General features: G+C 64.7%; 18 protein-coding genes. 15 read left to right on the plus strand and 3 right to left on the minus strand.

Annotated features, from left to right (window positions below; genetic code table 11):
* Window positions 1-114: 114 nt before the first annotated feature.
* The 3 genes from ACSU1G_RS00880 to dprA are packed head-to-tail and all read left to right on the plus strand — an operon-like array spanning window position 115 to window position 3,163.
* Entirely contained in the window at window positions 115-477 is a 363-nt protein-coding gene (locus ACSU1G_RS00880; RefSeq protein WP_439278018.1) for a YraN family protein, read from the plus strand.
* Window positions 474-2,003, plus strand: coding sequence for a YifB family Mg chelatase-like AAA ATPase (locus tag ACSU1G_RS00885; protein ID WP_439278019.1), 1,530 nt, complete (start codon window positions 474-476; stop codon window positions 2,001-2,003). The genes ACSU1G_RS00880 and ACSU1G_RS00885 overlap by 4 nt, the downstream gene beginning before the upstream one ends.
* Complete coding sequence (dprA, locus tag ACSU1G_RS00890; RefSeq protein ID WP_439278020.1) at window positions 2,000-3,163, plus strand: DNA-processing protein DprA; 1,164 nt, start codon at window positions 2,000-2,002, stop codon at window positions 3,161-3,163. The genes ACSU1G_RS00885 and dprA overlap by 4 nt, the downstream gene beginning before the upstream one ends.
* Here dprA and ACSU1G_RS00895 read toward each other — a convergent pair whose 3' ends face one another.
* Both ACSU1G_RS00895 and ACSU1G_RS00900 read right to left on the minus strand, forming a co-directional pair.
* Window positions 3,164-3,820, minus strand: a complete 657-nt coding sequence (locus ACSU1G_RS00895) for a response regulator transcription factor (protein WP_439278021.1) — start codon at window positions 3,818-3,820, stop codon at window positions 3,164-3,166.
* Between the two features lie 3 nt (window positions 3,821-3,823).
* Window positions 3,824-5,353, minus strand: a complete 1,530-nt coding sequence (locus tag ACSU1G_RS00900; protein ID WP_439278022.1) for a HAMP domain-containing sensor histidine kinase — start codon at window positions 5,351-5,353, stop codon at window positions 3,824-3,826.
* A 90-nt stretch (window positions 5,354-5,443) separates the two neighbouring features.
* On the opposite strand from ACSU1G_RS00900, the gene ACSU1G_RS00905 reads away from it, so the two are divergent.
* The 3 genes from ACSU1G_RS00905 to ACSU1G_RS00915 all read left to right on the plus strand — a co-directional run bounded on the left by ACSU1G_RS00905 (window position 5,444) and on the right by ACSU1G_RS00915 (window position 8,172).
* A complete protein-coding gene (locus ACSU1G_RS00905) occupies window positions 5,444-6,598 on the plus strand; it encodes a phosphotransferase (RefSeq protein WP_439278023.1) in 1,155 nt (384 codons plus the stop codon).
* A 68-nt stretch (window positions 6,599-6,666) separates the two neighbouring features.
* A complete protein-coding gene (locus tag ACSU1G_RS00910; RefSeq protein WP_439278024.1) occupies window positions 6,667-7,155 on the plus strand; it encodes a hypothetical protein in 489 nt (162 codons plus the stop codon).
* Window positions 7,156-7,269: 114 nt separating this feature from the next.
* Window positions 7,270-8,172 (plus strand): tyrosine-type recombinase/integrase, encoded by a 903-nt coding sequence (locus ACSU1G_RS00915; RefSeq protein ID WP_439278025.1) that lies wholly within the window; start codon window positions 7,270-7,272, stop codon window positions 8,170-8,172.
* Here ACSU1G_RS00915 and ACSU1G_RS00920 read toward each other — a convergent pair.
* Entirely contained in the window at window positions 8,135-8,689 is a 555-nt protein-coding gene (locus ACSU1G_RS00920; protein ID WP_439278026.1) for a M23 family metallopeptidase, read from the minus strand. The genes ACSU1G_RS00915 and ACSU1G_RS00920 overlap by 38 nt on opposite strands.
* Window positions 8,690-8,988: 299 nt before the next feature.
* Here ACSU1G_RS00920 and rpsB point away from each other — a divergent pair, with 299 nt between their 5' ends.
* The 9 genes from rpsB to ACSU1G_RS00965 all read left to right on the plus strand — a co-directional run bounded on the left by rpsB (window position 8,989) and on the right by ACSU1G_RS00965 (window position 15,689).
* Window positions 8,989-9,927 (plus strand): 30S ribosomal protein S2, encoded by a 939-nt coding sequence (gene rpsB, locus ACSU1G_RS00925; protein ID WP_439278027.1) that lies wholly within the window; start codon window positions 8,989-8,991, stop codon window positions 9,925-9,927.
* A gap of 39 nt (window positions 9,928-9,966) precedes the next feature.
* Window positions 9,967-10,794, plus strand: a complete 828-nt coding sequence (tsf, locus tag ACSU1G_RS00930; RefSeq protein ID WP_439278028.1) for a translation elongation factor Ts — start codon at window positions 9,967-9,969, stop codon at window positions 10,792-10,794.
* A gap of 94 nt (window positions 10,795-10,888) precedes the next feature.
* Window positions 10,889-11,605, plus strand: a complete 717-nt coding sequence (gene pyrH, locus ACSU1G_RS00935) for a UMP kinase (RefSeq protein WP_439278029.1) — start codon at window positions 10,889-10,891, stop codon at window positions 11,603-11,605.
* A 68-nt stretch (window positions 11,606-11,673) separates the two neighbouring features.
* Window positions 11,674-12,228 (plus strand): ribosome recycling factor, encoded by a 555-nt coding sequence (gene frr, locus ACSU1G_RS00940; RefSeq protein WP_439278030.1) that lies wholly within the window; start codon window positions 11,674-11,676, stop codon window positions 12,226-12,228.
* Between the two features lie 5 nt (window positions 12,229-12,233).
* A complete protein-coding gene (locus ACSU1G_RS00945; protein ID WP_439278031.1) occupies window positions 12,234-13,352 on the plus strand; it encodes a phosphatidate cytidylyltransferase in 1,119 nt (372 codons plus the stop codon).
* Window positions 13,352-13,942: a DivIVA domain-containing protein gene (locus ACSU1G_RS00950; protein ID WP_439278032.1), complete on the plus strand. Its 591-nt coding sequence runs from the start codon at window positions 13,352-13,354 to the stop codon at window positions 13,940-13,942. Before ACSU1G_RS00945 ends, ACSU1G_RS00950 begins: the two co-directional genes overlap by 1 nt.
* 47 nt (window positions 13,943-13,989) lie before the next feature.
* Window positions 13,990-14,679, plus strand: a complete 690-nt coding sequence (locus ACSU1G_RS00955) for a transglycosylase SLT domain-containing protein (protein ID WP_439278033.1) — start codon at window positions 13,990-13,992, stop codon at window positions 14,677-14,679.
* A gap of 9 nt (window positions 14,680-14,688) precedes the next feature.
* Window positions 14,689-14,976 (plus strand): hypothetical protein, encoded by a 288-nt coding sequence (locus tag ACSU1G_RS00960; protein ID WP_439278034.1) that lies wholly within the window; start codon window positions 14,689-14,691, stop codon window positions 14,974-14,976.
* 2 nt (window positions 14,977-14,978) lie between these two features.
* A complete protein-coding gene (locus tag ACSU1G_RS00965) occupies window positions 14,979-15,689 on the plus strand; it encodes an alpha/beta hydrolase (RefSeq protein ID WP_439278662.1) in 711 nt (236 codons plus the stop codon).
* Window positions 15,690-15,693 lie beyond the last annotated feature (4 nt).

A 15,693-nucleotide genomic window follows, 5' to 3' on the forward strand; every position in this document is an offset into this window, starting at 1 on the left:
GTCCACGAGGCAACGGGCTCACTAGTTATCAACAATTAGGGAATTGAGCTGTCCTCTGCACCGGTCGTGTGATTCTCGGGCGCGCGTGTTGCGCGATTCGAGCAGGCTGTCTGCATGGCTGCGAAAGACGACCTTGGACGTGCAGGTGAAGACCGCGCCGCACAGCATCTGACAGAGCGCGGATATCAGATTCTTGACCGCAATTGGCGGTGTGCGCAGGGCGAGATCGACATCATCGCCGAACGCGAAGGCGTGCTCTGCGTTGTCGAGGTCAAGACGCGGCGCAGCCTCGACTTCGGTCATCCTTTTGAGGCGGTCGACGACCGCAAGCGGGAACGACTCTGGCGGCTCGCGTATGCGTGGTGCAGAGATCATCACGAGCTGGCCAGAAATCGGATGCTCCGCGTTGACGTGATCGGCGTCATCGGTGCTGATCCAGCCGAGGGCACGCTCGAGCACCTGGTGGATCTGAGATGAGGACCGCGCGCACGTGGGCTGTTGCACTGACTGGCGTGGACGGACACCTGGTCGAGATCGAAGCGGACGTGTCGAACCAGACACCGGGATTCAAGATCGTTGGACTGCCGGACAAAGCACTGGGTGAGGCGGCACAGCGTGTGCATAACGCCGTCACGAACGCAGATCTTGAACTGACACGCAGGCGACTCACCGTCAATCTGTCGCCGGCGAGTCTGCCCAAGCACGGCAGCGGGTTCGATCTTGGTATCGCGATTTCGGCGGTGGCAACCGGGGGAGTGCTCGACCCTGCGTCGATCGCGCGGACCGTGCACATCGGCGAACTCGGACTTGATGGTCGTGTGCGGCCGGTTCCCGGGGTGCTCCCGGCCGTGTTCGCTGCGGCGCGAGCGGGGTTCGAGCACGTCATCGTTCCGCATGCGAACGAGGCCGAGGCGCGGCTGGTACCGGGGATGCACGTGCGGGCTGCCACCACGCTGGCCGAAGTGGCGATGTGGCATGGCGCGGATATTGCCGTCGCTGACGTCGAACCGGTCGCCGGCGCGGCACGGCAGGTATCGGAGGCAGAACAGCTGGATCTTGCCGACGTGGTGGGCCAGGAAGAGGCGGTGGACGCGCTGATCGTCGCGGCCGCGGGTGGACATCACATTCTGATGAGCGGTCCACCCGGAGCCGGAAAGACGATGCTGGCACGGCGGCTGCCCGGCATTCTTCCGCCGTTGACAGAGGAAGCAGCGCTCGAAGTTGCGTCAATTCGCTCGCTGTCTGGCGCTGCGGTCAATGTGCTGGACGATCTACCGCCGTTGGAGGCGCCGCATCACAGCGCATCGATGGCGGCACTCGTGGGCGGTGGCTCGCGGGCCGCGCGACCTGGTGCGATCGTTCGGGCACACCGAGGCGTTTTGCTTCTCGATGAAGCAGCCGAGTTCTCGCGTGCCGCGCTGGACGCTCTGCGTCAGCCGCTGGAATCGGGGAACATCGAGATCGATCGCGCCGGATTCCATGTGCGCTTTCCCGCCCGCTTCCAGCTTGCGTTGGCGATGAACCCCTGCCCTTGCGGCAATTACGGGGTGCGAGGAGCAGAGTGCATCTGCCCGCCGATGGCAATTCGTCGCTACTCCGCCCGATTATCGGGACCCCTGCGTGATCGGATCGATATCGACCTCCAAGTGGCGAGGGTCGCGGCATCTCGGGCGACGTCGGCGGAACGCTCGTCAGTGACGACGATGACAGCTCGGGGGAGAGTGCTGGCCGCCAGAGAACGCGCGGCTGAGCGGTGGGCGGATACGCCGTGGAGCGTGAACGCCGACGTTGCCGGCGCGTGGCTACGGCAGGGCGATCATCGGCTGCCACTCGAAGTGCGCGGGCCGCTTGACCGCGCGCTTGAACGAGGCCAGCTCACCCTGCGGGGTTATGACCGGGTGCTTCGTCTGGCGTGGACCATGGCTGATCTCACAGGGGTGGACGTACCGGGGCGTGACGAGTTGGGGCGGGCGCTATTTCTGAAGAGAGGACTGATCGCATGATGGAAGTGTTGCTCGGCGATGTCGAGACACGGAAGGCAGCTGAATCTGCTCGACCACAGGATGACCCTGGCGAGACCCTGGCGCGTGTCGCCTGGGGAGTCGTCGCGGAACCAGGCGATGGTGTGGCAGGGGCGATGATCGCCCAGTTCGGGGCGGTGGAGGCACTGCGCTACGGTCTGTCCGATTCCGGATTCGAGCTGTCCGAGCGTGCAGTGGATGAGGCTCGGCGACGGTGGCGACCACGGGCGCAACCGCGTGCTGTGTCAGACGCGCTGCGCGGTGCGAGCGAGGTCGGGGCAAGGCTGCTCCTGCCTGGCGATGACGAGTGGCCCAGTGGCCTTGACGATCTCGGTGATCATGCACCGTCGCTGCTGTGGGTGCGGGGAGACGTGGCGCAGCTGACGCGGCGGGAGCGCGTGTCGATGGTGGGCGCACGGGCAGCGACCGCGTATGGAGACTCGATCGCATCTGAGCTCGCGGGCGATCTGGCCGCCAGCGGCACGCTGATCGTTTCTGGCGGTGCCTACGGAATCGACGGAGCCGCGCACCGAGCGGCTCTCGGTGCCGGTGGCGGAACTGTCGCGTTCCTTGCGGGCGGCGTCGATCGTGCATACCCTGCCGGACATCAGCAGCTGTTCGAGCGAATCCAGACGTCGGGGGCCATGGTGAGCGAGTTGCCATGCGGCGCCGCACCGACCAAATGGCGATTCCTCGCTCGCAACCGCCTGATCGCAGCCCTGGGGATGGCGACGGTCGTCGTCGAGGCCGGCTGGCGCAGCGGTTCGCTGAACACCGCGGGCCATGCCGCCGCGCTCGGACGCCCATTGGGTGCCGTACCGGGGCCAGTGACCTCCGCCGCGTCGGCCGGATGCCACCGGCTGCTGCGAGAGTACGACGCGCGCTGCGTCACCAGCACGGCCGAGGTGCGGGAGTTGCTGGGCATCGAGATCGGCGCAAGTGCCGACAGTGGCGAGGTCCGGACAGATCCTGATCAACTGCGACTGCTCGACGCCATGAGCGCGCGCACGGCGCGATCGTCCACGGAACTCGCGCGAATCTCTGGCCTGTCCGAAGAGCGAGTCCGTTCGATGCTGGGCATGCTGTCGCTGGACGCACAGGTGCAACAGCAGGCGTCGGGATGGCGACTCGGGGCGGGCTGATCAGGTCAGCCGGTATCCCGCGCCGCGCACCGTCTCGATACGATCGGCGCCGATTTTCTGGCGCAGATAGCCGACGTAGACATCGGCCACGTTCGACCCAGGGTCGAAGTCGTAGCCCCACACTCTGCTGAGCAACTGCTCACGGCTGAGCACCTGCCCTGCGTTGCGCACGAGCTCTTCCGCCAGCGCGAACTCGCGCGCGGACAGTTCCACCGCGTGATCGCCGACGCGTGCGCGCCGTGTGCGGATATCAAGGTGCAGATCACCGTGGACGAGATCGGCGGTGGCGACCGCTTCATCGCGGCGCATCCGCAGACGGATCCGCGCGAGTAACTCGTCGAAGCGGAAGGGCTTGCCAAGATAGTCGTCGGCACCACCCTCGAGACCCGCGATTGTGTCGTGCAACTCGACGCGTGCCGTGAGCATGATCACCGGAAGTTTCGACCCTGATCCGCGCAAGCGCTCCAGCACCTCGAACCCATCGAAACCGGGCATGTTCACATCGAGGACCAAAAGGTCGAACTCGCCAGTCTGAGCCAGGTCCAATGCCTCAGGTCCGGTCGCGGCGACGCACGTCGCGAATCCGGCCGCTCGCAGGCCCTTTTCGATGAAGCCGGAGATTCGCGGTTCGTCGTCTGCAATGAGAATGGATGCCACGGTTTATCCTCCTACATCCGTCGGCGTCTCGCCTGGCAGCGCGGGCGCCGGAAGCGGCGGGCGGGGTGGGATGACAGGATCTTCGCTGACAGGTGTCGCCGCGATCTGCGGCACGCTGAGGACGAACAATGCGCCGCCTCCTGGCGCATCGCGCACCTCTGCCGAGCCGCCGTGGGCGCGCGCGATGACCTGCACGATGTGCAGGCCGAGCCCGCTGCCGGTGTGGTCCAGCGTGTCGGTGCCACGACGGAATCGCTCGAACACCTGTTGCTTCGCGTTATCGGGGACACCGGGGCCGAAATCACGGACCCAGAACTCGATCCGTTCGCCATCACTTCGGCTGCCGATCTCCACACGACCACCGCCGTGCGTCACCGCATTCTGAGACAGCTGCAGCATCGCCTGCGTCATCCTGGCCGGATCGAGCGACGCGACGCTATCGGCGACGGGGCCGATCGAGACATCCGCTCCGACGATGCCCTGAGCCTTGCGCACGATCTGTCGCACGAGATCGGCGGTGTCCACCCGGCCCAGCTGCACCGGGCTGGGGCCGTGCAGCGCTGCCGCGGAAGCAAGATCCTGCACGAGCTGTCCCATACGCTCCAGTTCGTCTACAGCGAGCTCCTGCGTCTCGCGGGCATCGTCGGGGTCGGCGGGATCCATGACCTCGAGATACCCGCGCACGATGGTGATCGGGGTCTTCAACTCATGTCCCACATCGCTCAGCAGCTGACGCTGCGAGTCTAGGGCGTCGTCAATGCGGTCGAGCATGTCGTTCATCGTCTCGGACAACTCAGCGACGTCGTCGTTTCCCATGACGGGAAGACGCTCATCGAGTGACTGCGCGGAGATGCGCGCGGCGGTCTCTCGCATCCGGCGCAACGGGCGCAACAGCCTGGTTGCCACGATGGTTCCGGTCGCCGCGATCACGATCAACGTGATGCCGGATGCAAGCAGAAACATCTTCGCCGAGTCAGTGGTCTCGGCGAGCTCCGCATTTAGGTCGTACACCAGCACGAACACGACTTCAGTGGGTGCCGGTGAGTCCTGCACCATGATGGGCGCCGCCAGATAGCGCCAGCGGTCATCGCTGTCCGCGTAGGTCGCGATGAAGGGGCGGCTCTCATCGAGCGACCGATCGACATGCTGCGCAAACATTGCCTGATACTGCAGATCGAGATCCAGCTGGACGCCAGGAACAATGGTGATGACGCCGTCGACCATGCCCATGGCGCCGGTGTTGTCATCCGGGCTCATGCGCTGCACTACGGCGGCTAGCGCATCGGACGACGAAGCCCACGCACCATCGCCCTCATCGCCCTCAGCGACGAGGAACCGCGCTGACTCCAAGTTGTCCTGCAGGCGTGCATCCACCTGCTCGAGGATCCGCTGCCTCTCGACGATGTATACCGAGAACCCCACGGCGAGAAGGCCGATTGCAGCGACGGCGGTGATCGCGGCGACGATGCGAGTACGCACCGATATTGCCAGCTTCCTGCGGCGGCGCCCTGGCATCGGTTCCGACTCGGTCACAGATCAAGTATCCCGTGTGCGGCACGGGCGCGATCCATACATAAGAGATATCTCATCCCACGGGTGCGTTCGACGTGTTGGAATCGATAGATGTCCATAACGCCCAATCTTTACGAAGTGCGCGTCCTGGCTGAGGCGCTCGGCGTGTCCGCCGAAAGCGTGACGGTGCACTCGCGTGAGCCGCTGGGCACGGGGTCGGTGACCGGGCTGCAGGTGGATGCGGAAGAATCGCTGCACTACTTCGTCGACACCTCAGGGCTGTCTGTCGCTGCCGAGACGGGTCTCGCCGATGCTGTGGAGTCTCCGTCCACCCGGATCTGGCTGCACCCCGCCGACCCGCATCTGCCGGCGCTCGCGCCCGTCGCATTCGACGACGCCGCGCGCACACTTCTCGATCGATTGGGCATCACGGCGATCGGCAAACCGGAGTTCATCGGCTACCGGCCCGGTCGTCGCGCCGTGCTGCGGGTGCCGATCATCGACGGAGCGGTTTGGATCAAGGTGGTTCGCCCGTCGAGAGTCCAGCGGATCGTACGCGCACACGAGGCGGCAGCGAGTGCGGGGATTCGCGTCCCCGAGATCCACGGTTGGTCCGATGAGGGACTCCTGGTGATGGCGAGTGCGTCAGGCACTCCAGCCGCAGACGTGGACTGGGATCCTGGTGCCCTGCTCGATCAGGTGGATGCACTGCGTGAGCAGTTTGCGGCCGTGGATTGGGATGCCCCCGCTCGGAGCGCGGCACATCGACTGGACTGGTATGCGGGCCGTGGTGACGCTGCGGTGGCTCGGCTGGTTCCGCGCACCCGTGCAATTCTCGCTCGCGCGGCAGAAGTCGGCGAACGACCGCGGGTCGTCGTGCACGGCGACCTGCATTTCGGTCAGCTCTTCCTCGAAGACGGAATCAGTGCAGTGATCGACATTGACACGCTCGGGCTTGCAGATCCTGCCGAGGATGCTGCCGCCTTCCTTTCGCACACGATCGCCAGCGCCCGACTCACCGAGGCGCACAATCGCGGACGAGTGTGGGCACTTGCAGACCTGGCGGCAGCGCGCTGGGCGGGGGATCAGCTGACGCTGGGGTTGACTCTCGTGCACCTGATCGGACACGCGATGGCAGCCGGTGATCGCGGTGACGCGCGCGCCTCTGCAGAGATCGAGGCCGCAGCCGAGGCGCTACTGGACGCACGCGCGCCATCGACGAGTGAGTCTAAGAGCCCTCTCACGGACGTTTTCGATTCGCCTTAGCTCTGGCGAGCAGAATGGAATCATCCCCTCCGGAGCCGATGGCGCCGGAAACAGATCGAGGAGTTGTAATGAGTAATAAGAAGTGGATCGTCTTCGGCGTCACCGGACTCGCCGGCCTCAGCATGGTCGCAGGCGGCGCGGCCGCAGCAGCCAACGCGATGGAGCTGCGCACCACCGACGGCACAGTGCAGCCGGGCGGTGCGATCACCGACCGCAGCAGCGTGCTCGACAGCAAGATCGTGCAGCTTCGACAGACGAACTCTTCGGTCACCGTCGTCAGCGCTCCTTCCGTTGCGACCGTGTCCTCGGTCAGCGTTGCCTCCGTCGCGAGCGTCGCTTCGGTGGCGAGCGTGGCGAGCATTGCCAGTGTCGCCAGCGCGGTTTCCGCGCCCGCTCCAGCCCCGGCCCCCGCCCCGCAGGAGTCCGCTCCGAGCCCTGTCTCCGTACCGAGTCCTCCCTCCGCGCCCACCCAGGTCTCCGCCCCCAGCGCGGTCTCAGTACCGAGTCCCGCCTCGGCGCCGAGCGCAGCGTCAGTCGCCTCCGCGGCATCCGACTGATCCCCCTACCCGCCGACGCCCCGAGACCAAATCCCCTCCCCGGCACTCGGGGCGTCGGCGTATCCGCGGCGAGGCACTGTCGTCGCCCGGACCGGGCACGGCATGCTGGAGGACATGGAGCTGAATGCCGCGACACACGCATTCTCGACGCACCTCACCCAGGTGCGCCGGCTGTCTCCCGCGACGGTTCGCGCCTACCGTTCTGACCTCCGCGACCTTGCGGATGCCGTTGGTGGAGCGAGTCTGGGCGAGGTCGACCTGGAAAGCCTGCGTGACTGGCTATGGCGCGCGACACAGCGAGGAGATGCCAGATCGACGCTCGCGCGTAGAGCTGCCGCGGCGCGTTCGTTCTTCGCGTGGGCGAAGGATGAAGAGCTGATCAGCATCGACCCGAGCCTGCGGCTGATCGCCCCCAAGCGCGGACGCACGTTACCGGCAGTCGCGTCCAAAGAGGGGATGCGCTCATTGCTGGACTCACGACGCGACGCTGCGGCCGATGGCGATGCCATGCCGCTCAGGGACCATGCGATTCTCGAACTTCTCTATGGCTCTGGTGTGCGCGTCTCAGAGCTCTGCGGTATCGATGTCGACGACCTCGATCTGGACCGGGCAACAGTGCGCGTACTCGGAAAAGGATCCAAGGAACGCGTAGTGCCGTTTGGTATTCCGGCCCGCGACGCGGTGCAGGCGTATCTCACCCGCGGACGTCCGGTGCTGATTGCGCGCGCATCGAAGGCCACGCCGGCGGTGCTACTTGGTGCGCGAGGTGGCCGCCTCGGACCGCGAGCCGTATACACGCTCGTCGCCGACGCGCTCGGACCGATCATCGGTGCTGACACCGTCGGCCCCCACGCACTGCGTCATTCTGCCGCCACCCACCTGCTTGATGGGGGCGCCGACCTGCGCGCGGTGCAGGAGATCCTCGGTCACGCGAGCCTGGGAACCACTCAGATCTACACGCACGTTTCGTCCGAACGCCTCACAGCGACCTACCGACTGGCACACCCGCGCGCATGAGCGCGTTCGCTGCACAGCACGGCAGCAGAATGGCCCGCGGAACATCACCGAACATCAGCATCGGATTGATGTAGACGCCGTCCAATCGCACGCCCAGATGCAGCTGGTCTGCGGGGGAGTGCCCGCCACTTGCGACGGTGCCGATCTCATCTCCGGTGGATAATACCGCGCCTGGCATGAGCGTCGAATCCATCGGTTCGAAGGTCGTCACGAGCCCGTTGCCGTGATCGATTGTGAGCAGCGGCCGGTCGACCACGGTGCCCCGAAAGGCCACAGTTCCTGCGGCGGGCGCATAAACGACGGTACCGATCGGCGCCGACAAATCGATGCCTCGATGGCCCGGCCCATAATCATGAGCGGGGGCGCGGAAGGGCGTGACCACTTGGCGGACGCCATCCACCGGCCACTGCCATGGGCTCTCGGGCGAAGGGGACCGTGCGGCGGCGGGGAGCATGACGAGCAGCGTGGCCATTAGCAGGACCGCGCCGCACCATTTGCTCACCTTCGATACTCGCATTCGAATATCGTCGCGGTTCCTGTCTGTGCGTGTGAGTCGAGGACACCCTTTCCGTGGAGAACACGCGCAGATGCGGTAGCGGTGCAGAACCTGTGGACGGGTGTCGATCCTGTACACTGGAGGTCGCACCTCGATCTCGGGGTGACTACGCGTGCCCAGAGCGACTTCGGTCGTGGCATCCACTCCCATAGGTCCTGTTCGCAAGAACGGGTGGGCGTGTGCCGGGCACCAGGAGTGCCGATCACCCGATCGGCGAAATAACCTCAACGGCGCGACAGTGCCAGAACCAGGAGACGACCATGGCTGTGGTCACCATCCGCCAGCTGCTCGACAGCGGCGTGCACTTCGGACACCAGACTCGTCGGTGGAACCCGAAGGTCAAGCGCTTCATCCTCACCGAGCGCAGCGGCATCCACATCATCGACCTTCAGCAGTCGCTGGGTTACATCGACAGCGCGTACGACTTTGTCAAGGAGACGGTTGCCCACGGTGGCACCATCCTCTTCGTCGGCACCAAGAAGCAGGCGCAGGAAGTTCTTGCAGAGCAGGCGACTCGTGTCGGCCAGCCCTTCGTGAACCAGCGCTGGCTCGGTGGCCTCCTCACCAACTTCCAGACGATCTCCAAGCGTCTTGCGCGCATGAAGGAGCTCGAGGAACTTGACTACGAGACGCCTGCGAACAGCGGCTTCACGAAGAAGGAGCTCCTGCTCAAGAAGCGCGAGCTCGACAAGCTGCACAAGTCGCTCGGCGGTATCCGCAACCTGACCAAGACGCCTTCGGCTCTCTGGGTCATCGACGCGAAGCGCGAGCACCTCGCCATCGACGAGGCCAAGAAGCTTGGCATCCCCGTGATCGGCATCCTCGACACGAACGCCGACCCGGATGACTTCCAGTACCCGATCCCCGGCAACGATGACGCGATCCGCTCCGTCTCGCTGCTGACTCGCATCATCGCTGACGCCGCGGCCGAGGGCCTGCAGCAGAAGCACAACCCCGAGTCGGGCGACGTCGAGCCGCTGGCTGACTGGGAGCAGGAACTTCTCGTGGCTCCGGCCGAGGGCGCTGAGGCTCCCGTTGAGGCTGCTGCCGTTGAGGCAACCGAGGTCGTCGAGGCTCCGGCCGAGGCAACTGAGGCCGTCGAGGCTCCCGCCGAGGCAACCGAGGTCGTCGAGGCTCCCGCCGAGGCAACTGAGGTCGTCGAAGCAGCGGAAGCTGTCGACGCCACCGACGCCAAGTAATTCCTTACACACACCTTACGAAGCAAGGAGCCACCACACATGGCCAACTTCACCATCGCTGACATCAAGGCACTGCGTGAGCAGCTCGGCACCGGAATGGTCGACACCAAGAAGGCTCTCGAAGAGGCCGACGGCGACCGCGAAAAGGCAGTTGAGCTGCTTCGCCTGAAGGGTGCAAAGGGCAACGCAAAGCGCGCTGACCGTTCCACCAGCGAGGGCCTCATCGCCGCTCGCGAACAGGCAGGCAGCGTGACGCTGATCGAGCTCGCATGCGAGACCGATTTCGTCGCGAAGAACGAGCGTTTCATCGCGCTGGCAGACAAGGTCGCAGATGCCGTTTCCGCCACAAAGGCGAACACGGTCGACGAAGGCCTCGCAGCTACAGCAGGCAGCCAGAACGTCGGTGAGCTGATCTCTGACGAGGCGGCCATCATCGGCGAGAAGGTCGAACTGCGTCAGGTTCGTACCATTTCGGGCGATGCAGTCGAGGTCTACCTGCACCGCACGAGCAAGGACCTGCCCCCGCAGATCGGTGTTGTCGTCGCCTACTCGGGTGATGACGCCGAGACTGCTCGTAGCATCGCGCAGCACATCTCGTTTGCGAACCCGTCCTACCTCGCCCGCGCGGATGTTCCCGTCGACGCAGTCGAGAAGGAGCGAGAGATCGTCACTGAGATCTCGCGCAACGAGGGCAAGCCTGAGGCTGCTCTTCCGAAGATCGTCGAAGGCCGCGTTTCTGCGTTCATCAAGCAGGTTGCCCTGCTCGAGCAGGACTACGCCAAGGACAACAAGCTCTCTGTCGCCCAGGTCGCGAAGGACGCCGGTATTACCGTGACGGACTTCGCGCGCTTCAAGGTCGGCGCGTAGCAGTTGTACAGGGGTTCGGATCCACAAGGGTCCGAACCCCTTCTTTATGCCCAAAAGGCAGTATCTTGAATCGGGACGAGAGGACATCACACCCATGACTGAACGCACCGGACGCCGCCGCGTCCTTCTCAAGCTTTCCGGTGAGGCCTTCGGAGGCGGACAGGTCGGAGTTAACCCGGATGTCGTGAGCCAAATCGCCCGTGAGATCGCGGCCGCGGTCGACAGGGTCGAGATTGCCATCGTCGTTGGTGGGGGTAACTTCTTCCGCGGCGCGGAGTTGAGCCAGCGAGGCATGGACCGTGGTCGTGCCGACTACATGGGCATGCTCGGCACTGTCATGAACGCGCTCGCCCTGCAGGACTTTCTCGAGCAGGCAGGAGCACCGACACGCGTGCAATCCGCCATCTCGATGACGCAGGTAGCTGAGCCATACATTCCCCTGCGCGCTGAGCGCCACATGGAGAAGGGTCGCGTTGTCGTCTTCGGCGCCGGTGCAGGCCTGCCATATTTTTCGACAGACACCGTCGCCGCACAGCGCGCACTCGAGATCGGCGCGCACGAGGTGCTGGTTGCGAAGAACGGCGTCGACGCGATCTACACGGCCGACCCCAAAACGGATTCCTCGGCGACACGCATCGAGAGGGTCACGTATCGGGACGCTCTCCAGCGCGGACTCAAGGTCGTCGACTCCACCGCGTTCAGCCTCTGCATGGACAACAACATGGATATGCGCGTCTTTGGGATGGAGCCGGCCGGCAACGTAACCCGCGCTCTGCTCGGTGAGCAGATCGGTACCCTCGTCACCTCCTGAGCGCGGTGCCACGTGCACGGCGCGCACCTGGATAGAATTGCAAGCACAAACCGACGATAGGAGTCACCGTGATCGCGGATGTCCTCGCTGAAACCACCTCCCGCATGACTCGTGCGGTCGAAGCTGCCAAGGAGGACTTCGCCACCGTTCGCACCGGACGCGCGAACCCGCAGCTTTTCCAGAAGGTGATGGTCGATTACTACGGCTCGCCTACGCCACTGGCTCAGCTTGCCTCGCTGGCGAGTCCGGAGGCGCGTTCGATCATCGTCACGCCCTACGACAAGACTGCGCTCAAAGCCATTGAGCAGGCTATTCGTGACATGCCCAACCTCGGCGCTAACCCGACGAACGACGGCAACATCGTCCGCGTGACGATGCCGGAGCTGACCGAAGAGCGCCGTAAAGAGTATGTGAAGCTCGTCCGCACCAAGGGTGAGGATGCGAAGGTGCATCTGCGCGGCATCCGTCGCAAGTCAAAGGACGAGCTGGACGCGCTCAAGAGCGACGTCGGCGAAGATGAGATCGCCCGCGGTGAGAAGGAACTCGACGCGCTGACTCGTCAGCATGTCGATTTGATCGACGACGCTCTCAAGCGCAAAGAGACCGAGCTTCTCGAGGTCTAACCGGGATGAGCAATGCAACTGGAGACGCCGATGAGGAACGCCCGCTGATGCGACGCGATTCTCCCGATGCGGCGACCCCGGAAGCAGGCGTTCCTGTTGCCAAGAGTCTTCCCGTCGCAGACGAGCGCGTGATTCCGCCGCGCCCGCCGCTGCCGGGTCATAACGACCTCACCACTGATGCTGCAGCAGCGGTGCGCGAGCAGCTTCGTCAGGCCAGAGGCGAGTTCGAGACGCACGTCAGTCAGGCGCGCGAGCACCTCGATCAGGCAAACGAGCGGATCAAGGCCCGCACCGGGCGGGACCTCATCCTCGCGATCCTCGTCGGGCTGGGTTTCGCCGCGGTCATGCTCGGCTCGCTGATGTTCATCAAGGAGCTGTTCGTTCCGATCGCCCTGGCGATCGCGGTGCTCGGCATCTTCGAACTCGCACGCGCGCTGCATACTGCAGGTCGCCGTATCGATATCATTCCGCAGGTCATCGCGGGTGTCGTTCTGGTGCTCTCCGGTTACTTCGCACCCGCGTGGCTCAGCTGGGTCACGCTGCTGTTCTCCGTCGCGTTCGTGATCGTCTGGCGGCTGGTCGCTCAGATGATCGCGAAAGACGGTCGCACCTACGGTGACGTGTTGACGGATGCCGTGGTCGGCGGCTTCGTACAGGTGTACGTGCCATTCCTGGCCAGCGTGGCGGTCATGCTGCTCGTGCAAGAGGGCGGGCAGTGGTGGGTGCTCAGCTTCATCGGTATCGCTGTCGCCGCCGACACGGGTGCCTACGCGGCCGGCGTCGCGTTCGGAAAGCATCCGATGGCGCCAAGAATCAGCCCGAAGAAGACCTGGGAAGGCTTTGCCGGCGCGGTCGTGGCGGCGGTGGCCGCCGGTGTGCTTCTTGCTATCTTCCTTCTGGAGCTGCCCTGGTGGGGTGGCGTGATTTTCGGCGTCGCAATTCTGCTCTCGGCCACGCTCGGCGATCTCGGCGAATCGATGATCAAACGCGATATCGGCATCAAGGACATGAGTTCCTGGTTGCCGGGGCACGGTGGCCTGCTGGATCGGCTGGACAGCATCCTGCCGTCCACGATCCCCGCCCTGAGCCTCTATTTCCTCCTTTCCCCCTGGGCGGTTCTCTGATGACTTCGGATACGGTGAACGATGTGACTGAGATCGAACACGACGAGGCTCAGCCTGCGTTCCGCGTGACCAGTGGACGCGAACGCGGCTACCATCGCGCCGCGGTGGATACCTTCCTTGCTGCTGCACGCGACAGTTTCGAGCGTGGTCTCGATGAGCTGACAGCCACCGATGTTCGGGTGGCGTCTTTCCCCCTTGTCAAGGGTGGATATGTCGTCAGTGACGTGGATGCGGCGCTGGGCCGCATCGAAGATGCCTTCGCGGCTAGGCAACGTCAACGCGTCGTGCATGAAGTCGGCGTTGACGCATGGGTCGTTCAGGCACGTTCCGGGGCACAGACCATTCTTGATCACCTCGCTCGCAGTCGCCGACGCAAGTTCGCTCGCACTGGCATCCTCTCCTTCGGGTATCGCGTTGACGAGGTCGACCATGTCGCCCAGAGAATCGTGCGCTATCTGCGCGATGGTGACGCGCTTTCGGTTGAGCAGCTGCGGTCAGCGGCCTTTCGGATGCAGCGGCGCGGCTACCGCGAAGAGCAGGTCGACGCACTTCTGGATGCGACGATCGACGTGATTCTCGCTGTTCGCTGAGCGTTCGCATGGTGGACTCAGGCGCGCCTGGATACACTGGAGCTATTGTGACTTCCGGTAATGAGATAGATCTCGTCAGCGCGCACAGCGCGACGGTGGCCCACGCGGCCCCGAGATTGCCCATTCCCGCGCGACGCCGCTGGAGCCAGCGTCGAGGCGTGGTCGGAGTTCTGGCGGCATTCGCGGTCATCGGATTCACCGCCGTGACTGTCACTCCGACGGGTATGGCCTTAGCCGACCCGCCGGCGGCTGACGTCGAAACATCTTTCTCTCTCGCGGCGCAGGACGCCCAGAACCTCACGGTCTCCGTAGAAGCTGCGGCATTCGCACCGATCGATCGCGGGGCATTCGAGGTCTACGTGACTCCGACGCCCACGCCTGAGCCGGTGCCAGAGCCCGCCTCATCGGGTGGCGGCGGTGGCGGTGGCGGTGGCGGTGGCCCGCTTTACTACACGGGCGGTGGCGCTCCCGCAGAGTGGATGGCCGCTGCAGGTATCGCCTCCGGCGATTGGGGCTACGTCGATTACGTCGTGTCCAGGGAAAGTGGCTGGAACCCGAACGCGACGAACAGCTCCTCCGGCGCGTGCGGCTTGGTGCAGGCACTGCCGTGCAGCAAGGTGCCAGGCAACGGGTACAACCCCGTCGACAATCTTCGTTGGGCGAACGGCTACGCCACGGGTCGGTACGGCAGCTGGGCCGGCGCCTACAACTTCTGGATCAACAACCACTGGTGGTAATGCTTCGACATGCCACGTCCTCACCGACGGCGCCAGGAGCGCCCCAGCACTGACGACTCTTTTGAGCGTCTGCTTGCTGGTTGGAAGCGGAGTGAGATTCGCCAAGGCCGCGACTGGACGGTGCAGCCGATCTCGGCGCAGCAGGCGCAGAAGGAATACACCTGTCCTGGATGCGGCCGTGCGATCACGCCCGGTACCGCACACCTGGTGGTCTGGCGCGCAGACGGCGTGCTCGGTGACGCTGCCGATCTCGCGGCGCGCCGGCATTGGCACACGCACTGCTGGAGAATGGCATGAGCATGGAAATCCGCGGACCACTGGAGTTGCCTGCGACGCGCGAGGACATCGAACTGTCCACCGCGGACGGTCTCACACTTGTGGGGGAGTTGGCCACGCCAGAAAGCGCCGCGCCCGTTGCGACGCTGGTCACCCTGCATCCGCTGCCCACAGCCGGCGGATTCATGGATTCGCACATTATTCGCAAGGCGGCCGGACGCCTGCCTGCACTGGCGGATCTCGCCGTGCTTCGTTTCAACACGCGGGGCACAACATCGGCGCGCGGCACGAGTGAGGGACATTTCGACGGCGGCGCATCGGAGCAGTTCGATGTCGCTGCCGCAATGGAGTTCGTGCGCGAGCGGTCGCTGCCGCGGCCGTGGCTTGTGGGCTGGTCATTCGGTACCGAGTTGGCGCTGAAGTACGGACGTCACCACGAGGTCGAGGGCGTGATCCTGCTTTCGCCGCCACTGCACCGTGCGACCGCCGAGGATGTGGCTGCGTGGGCGGGGAATGAGCGCCGTCTGATCGCGCTCATTCCGGAGTTCGATGACTACCTGCGCCCCGCTGAAGCTCGCGAACGCTTCGCGTCAATCCCCGACATCACCTTGATCGATGTCGAAGGCGGCAAGCATCTGTGGGTGGGTGAGAGTCAGACTCGCCGAGTGCTCACCGAAATCGTCGCTGCGGTGCGCCCAGAGGCACTTCCGCTGTCGAATGAATGGCCGATTTGACGTC

Source organism: Microbacterium sp. A93, from assembly GCF_051842835.1.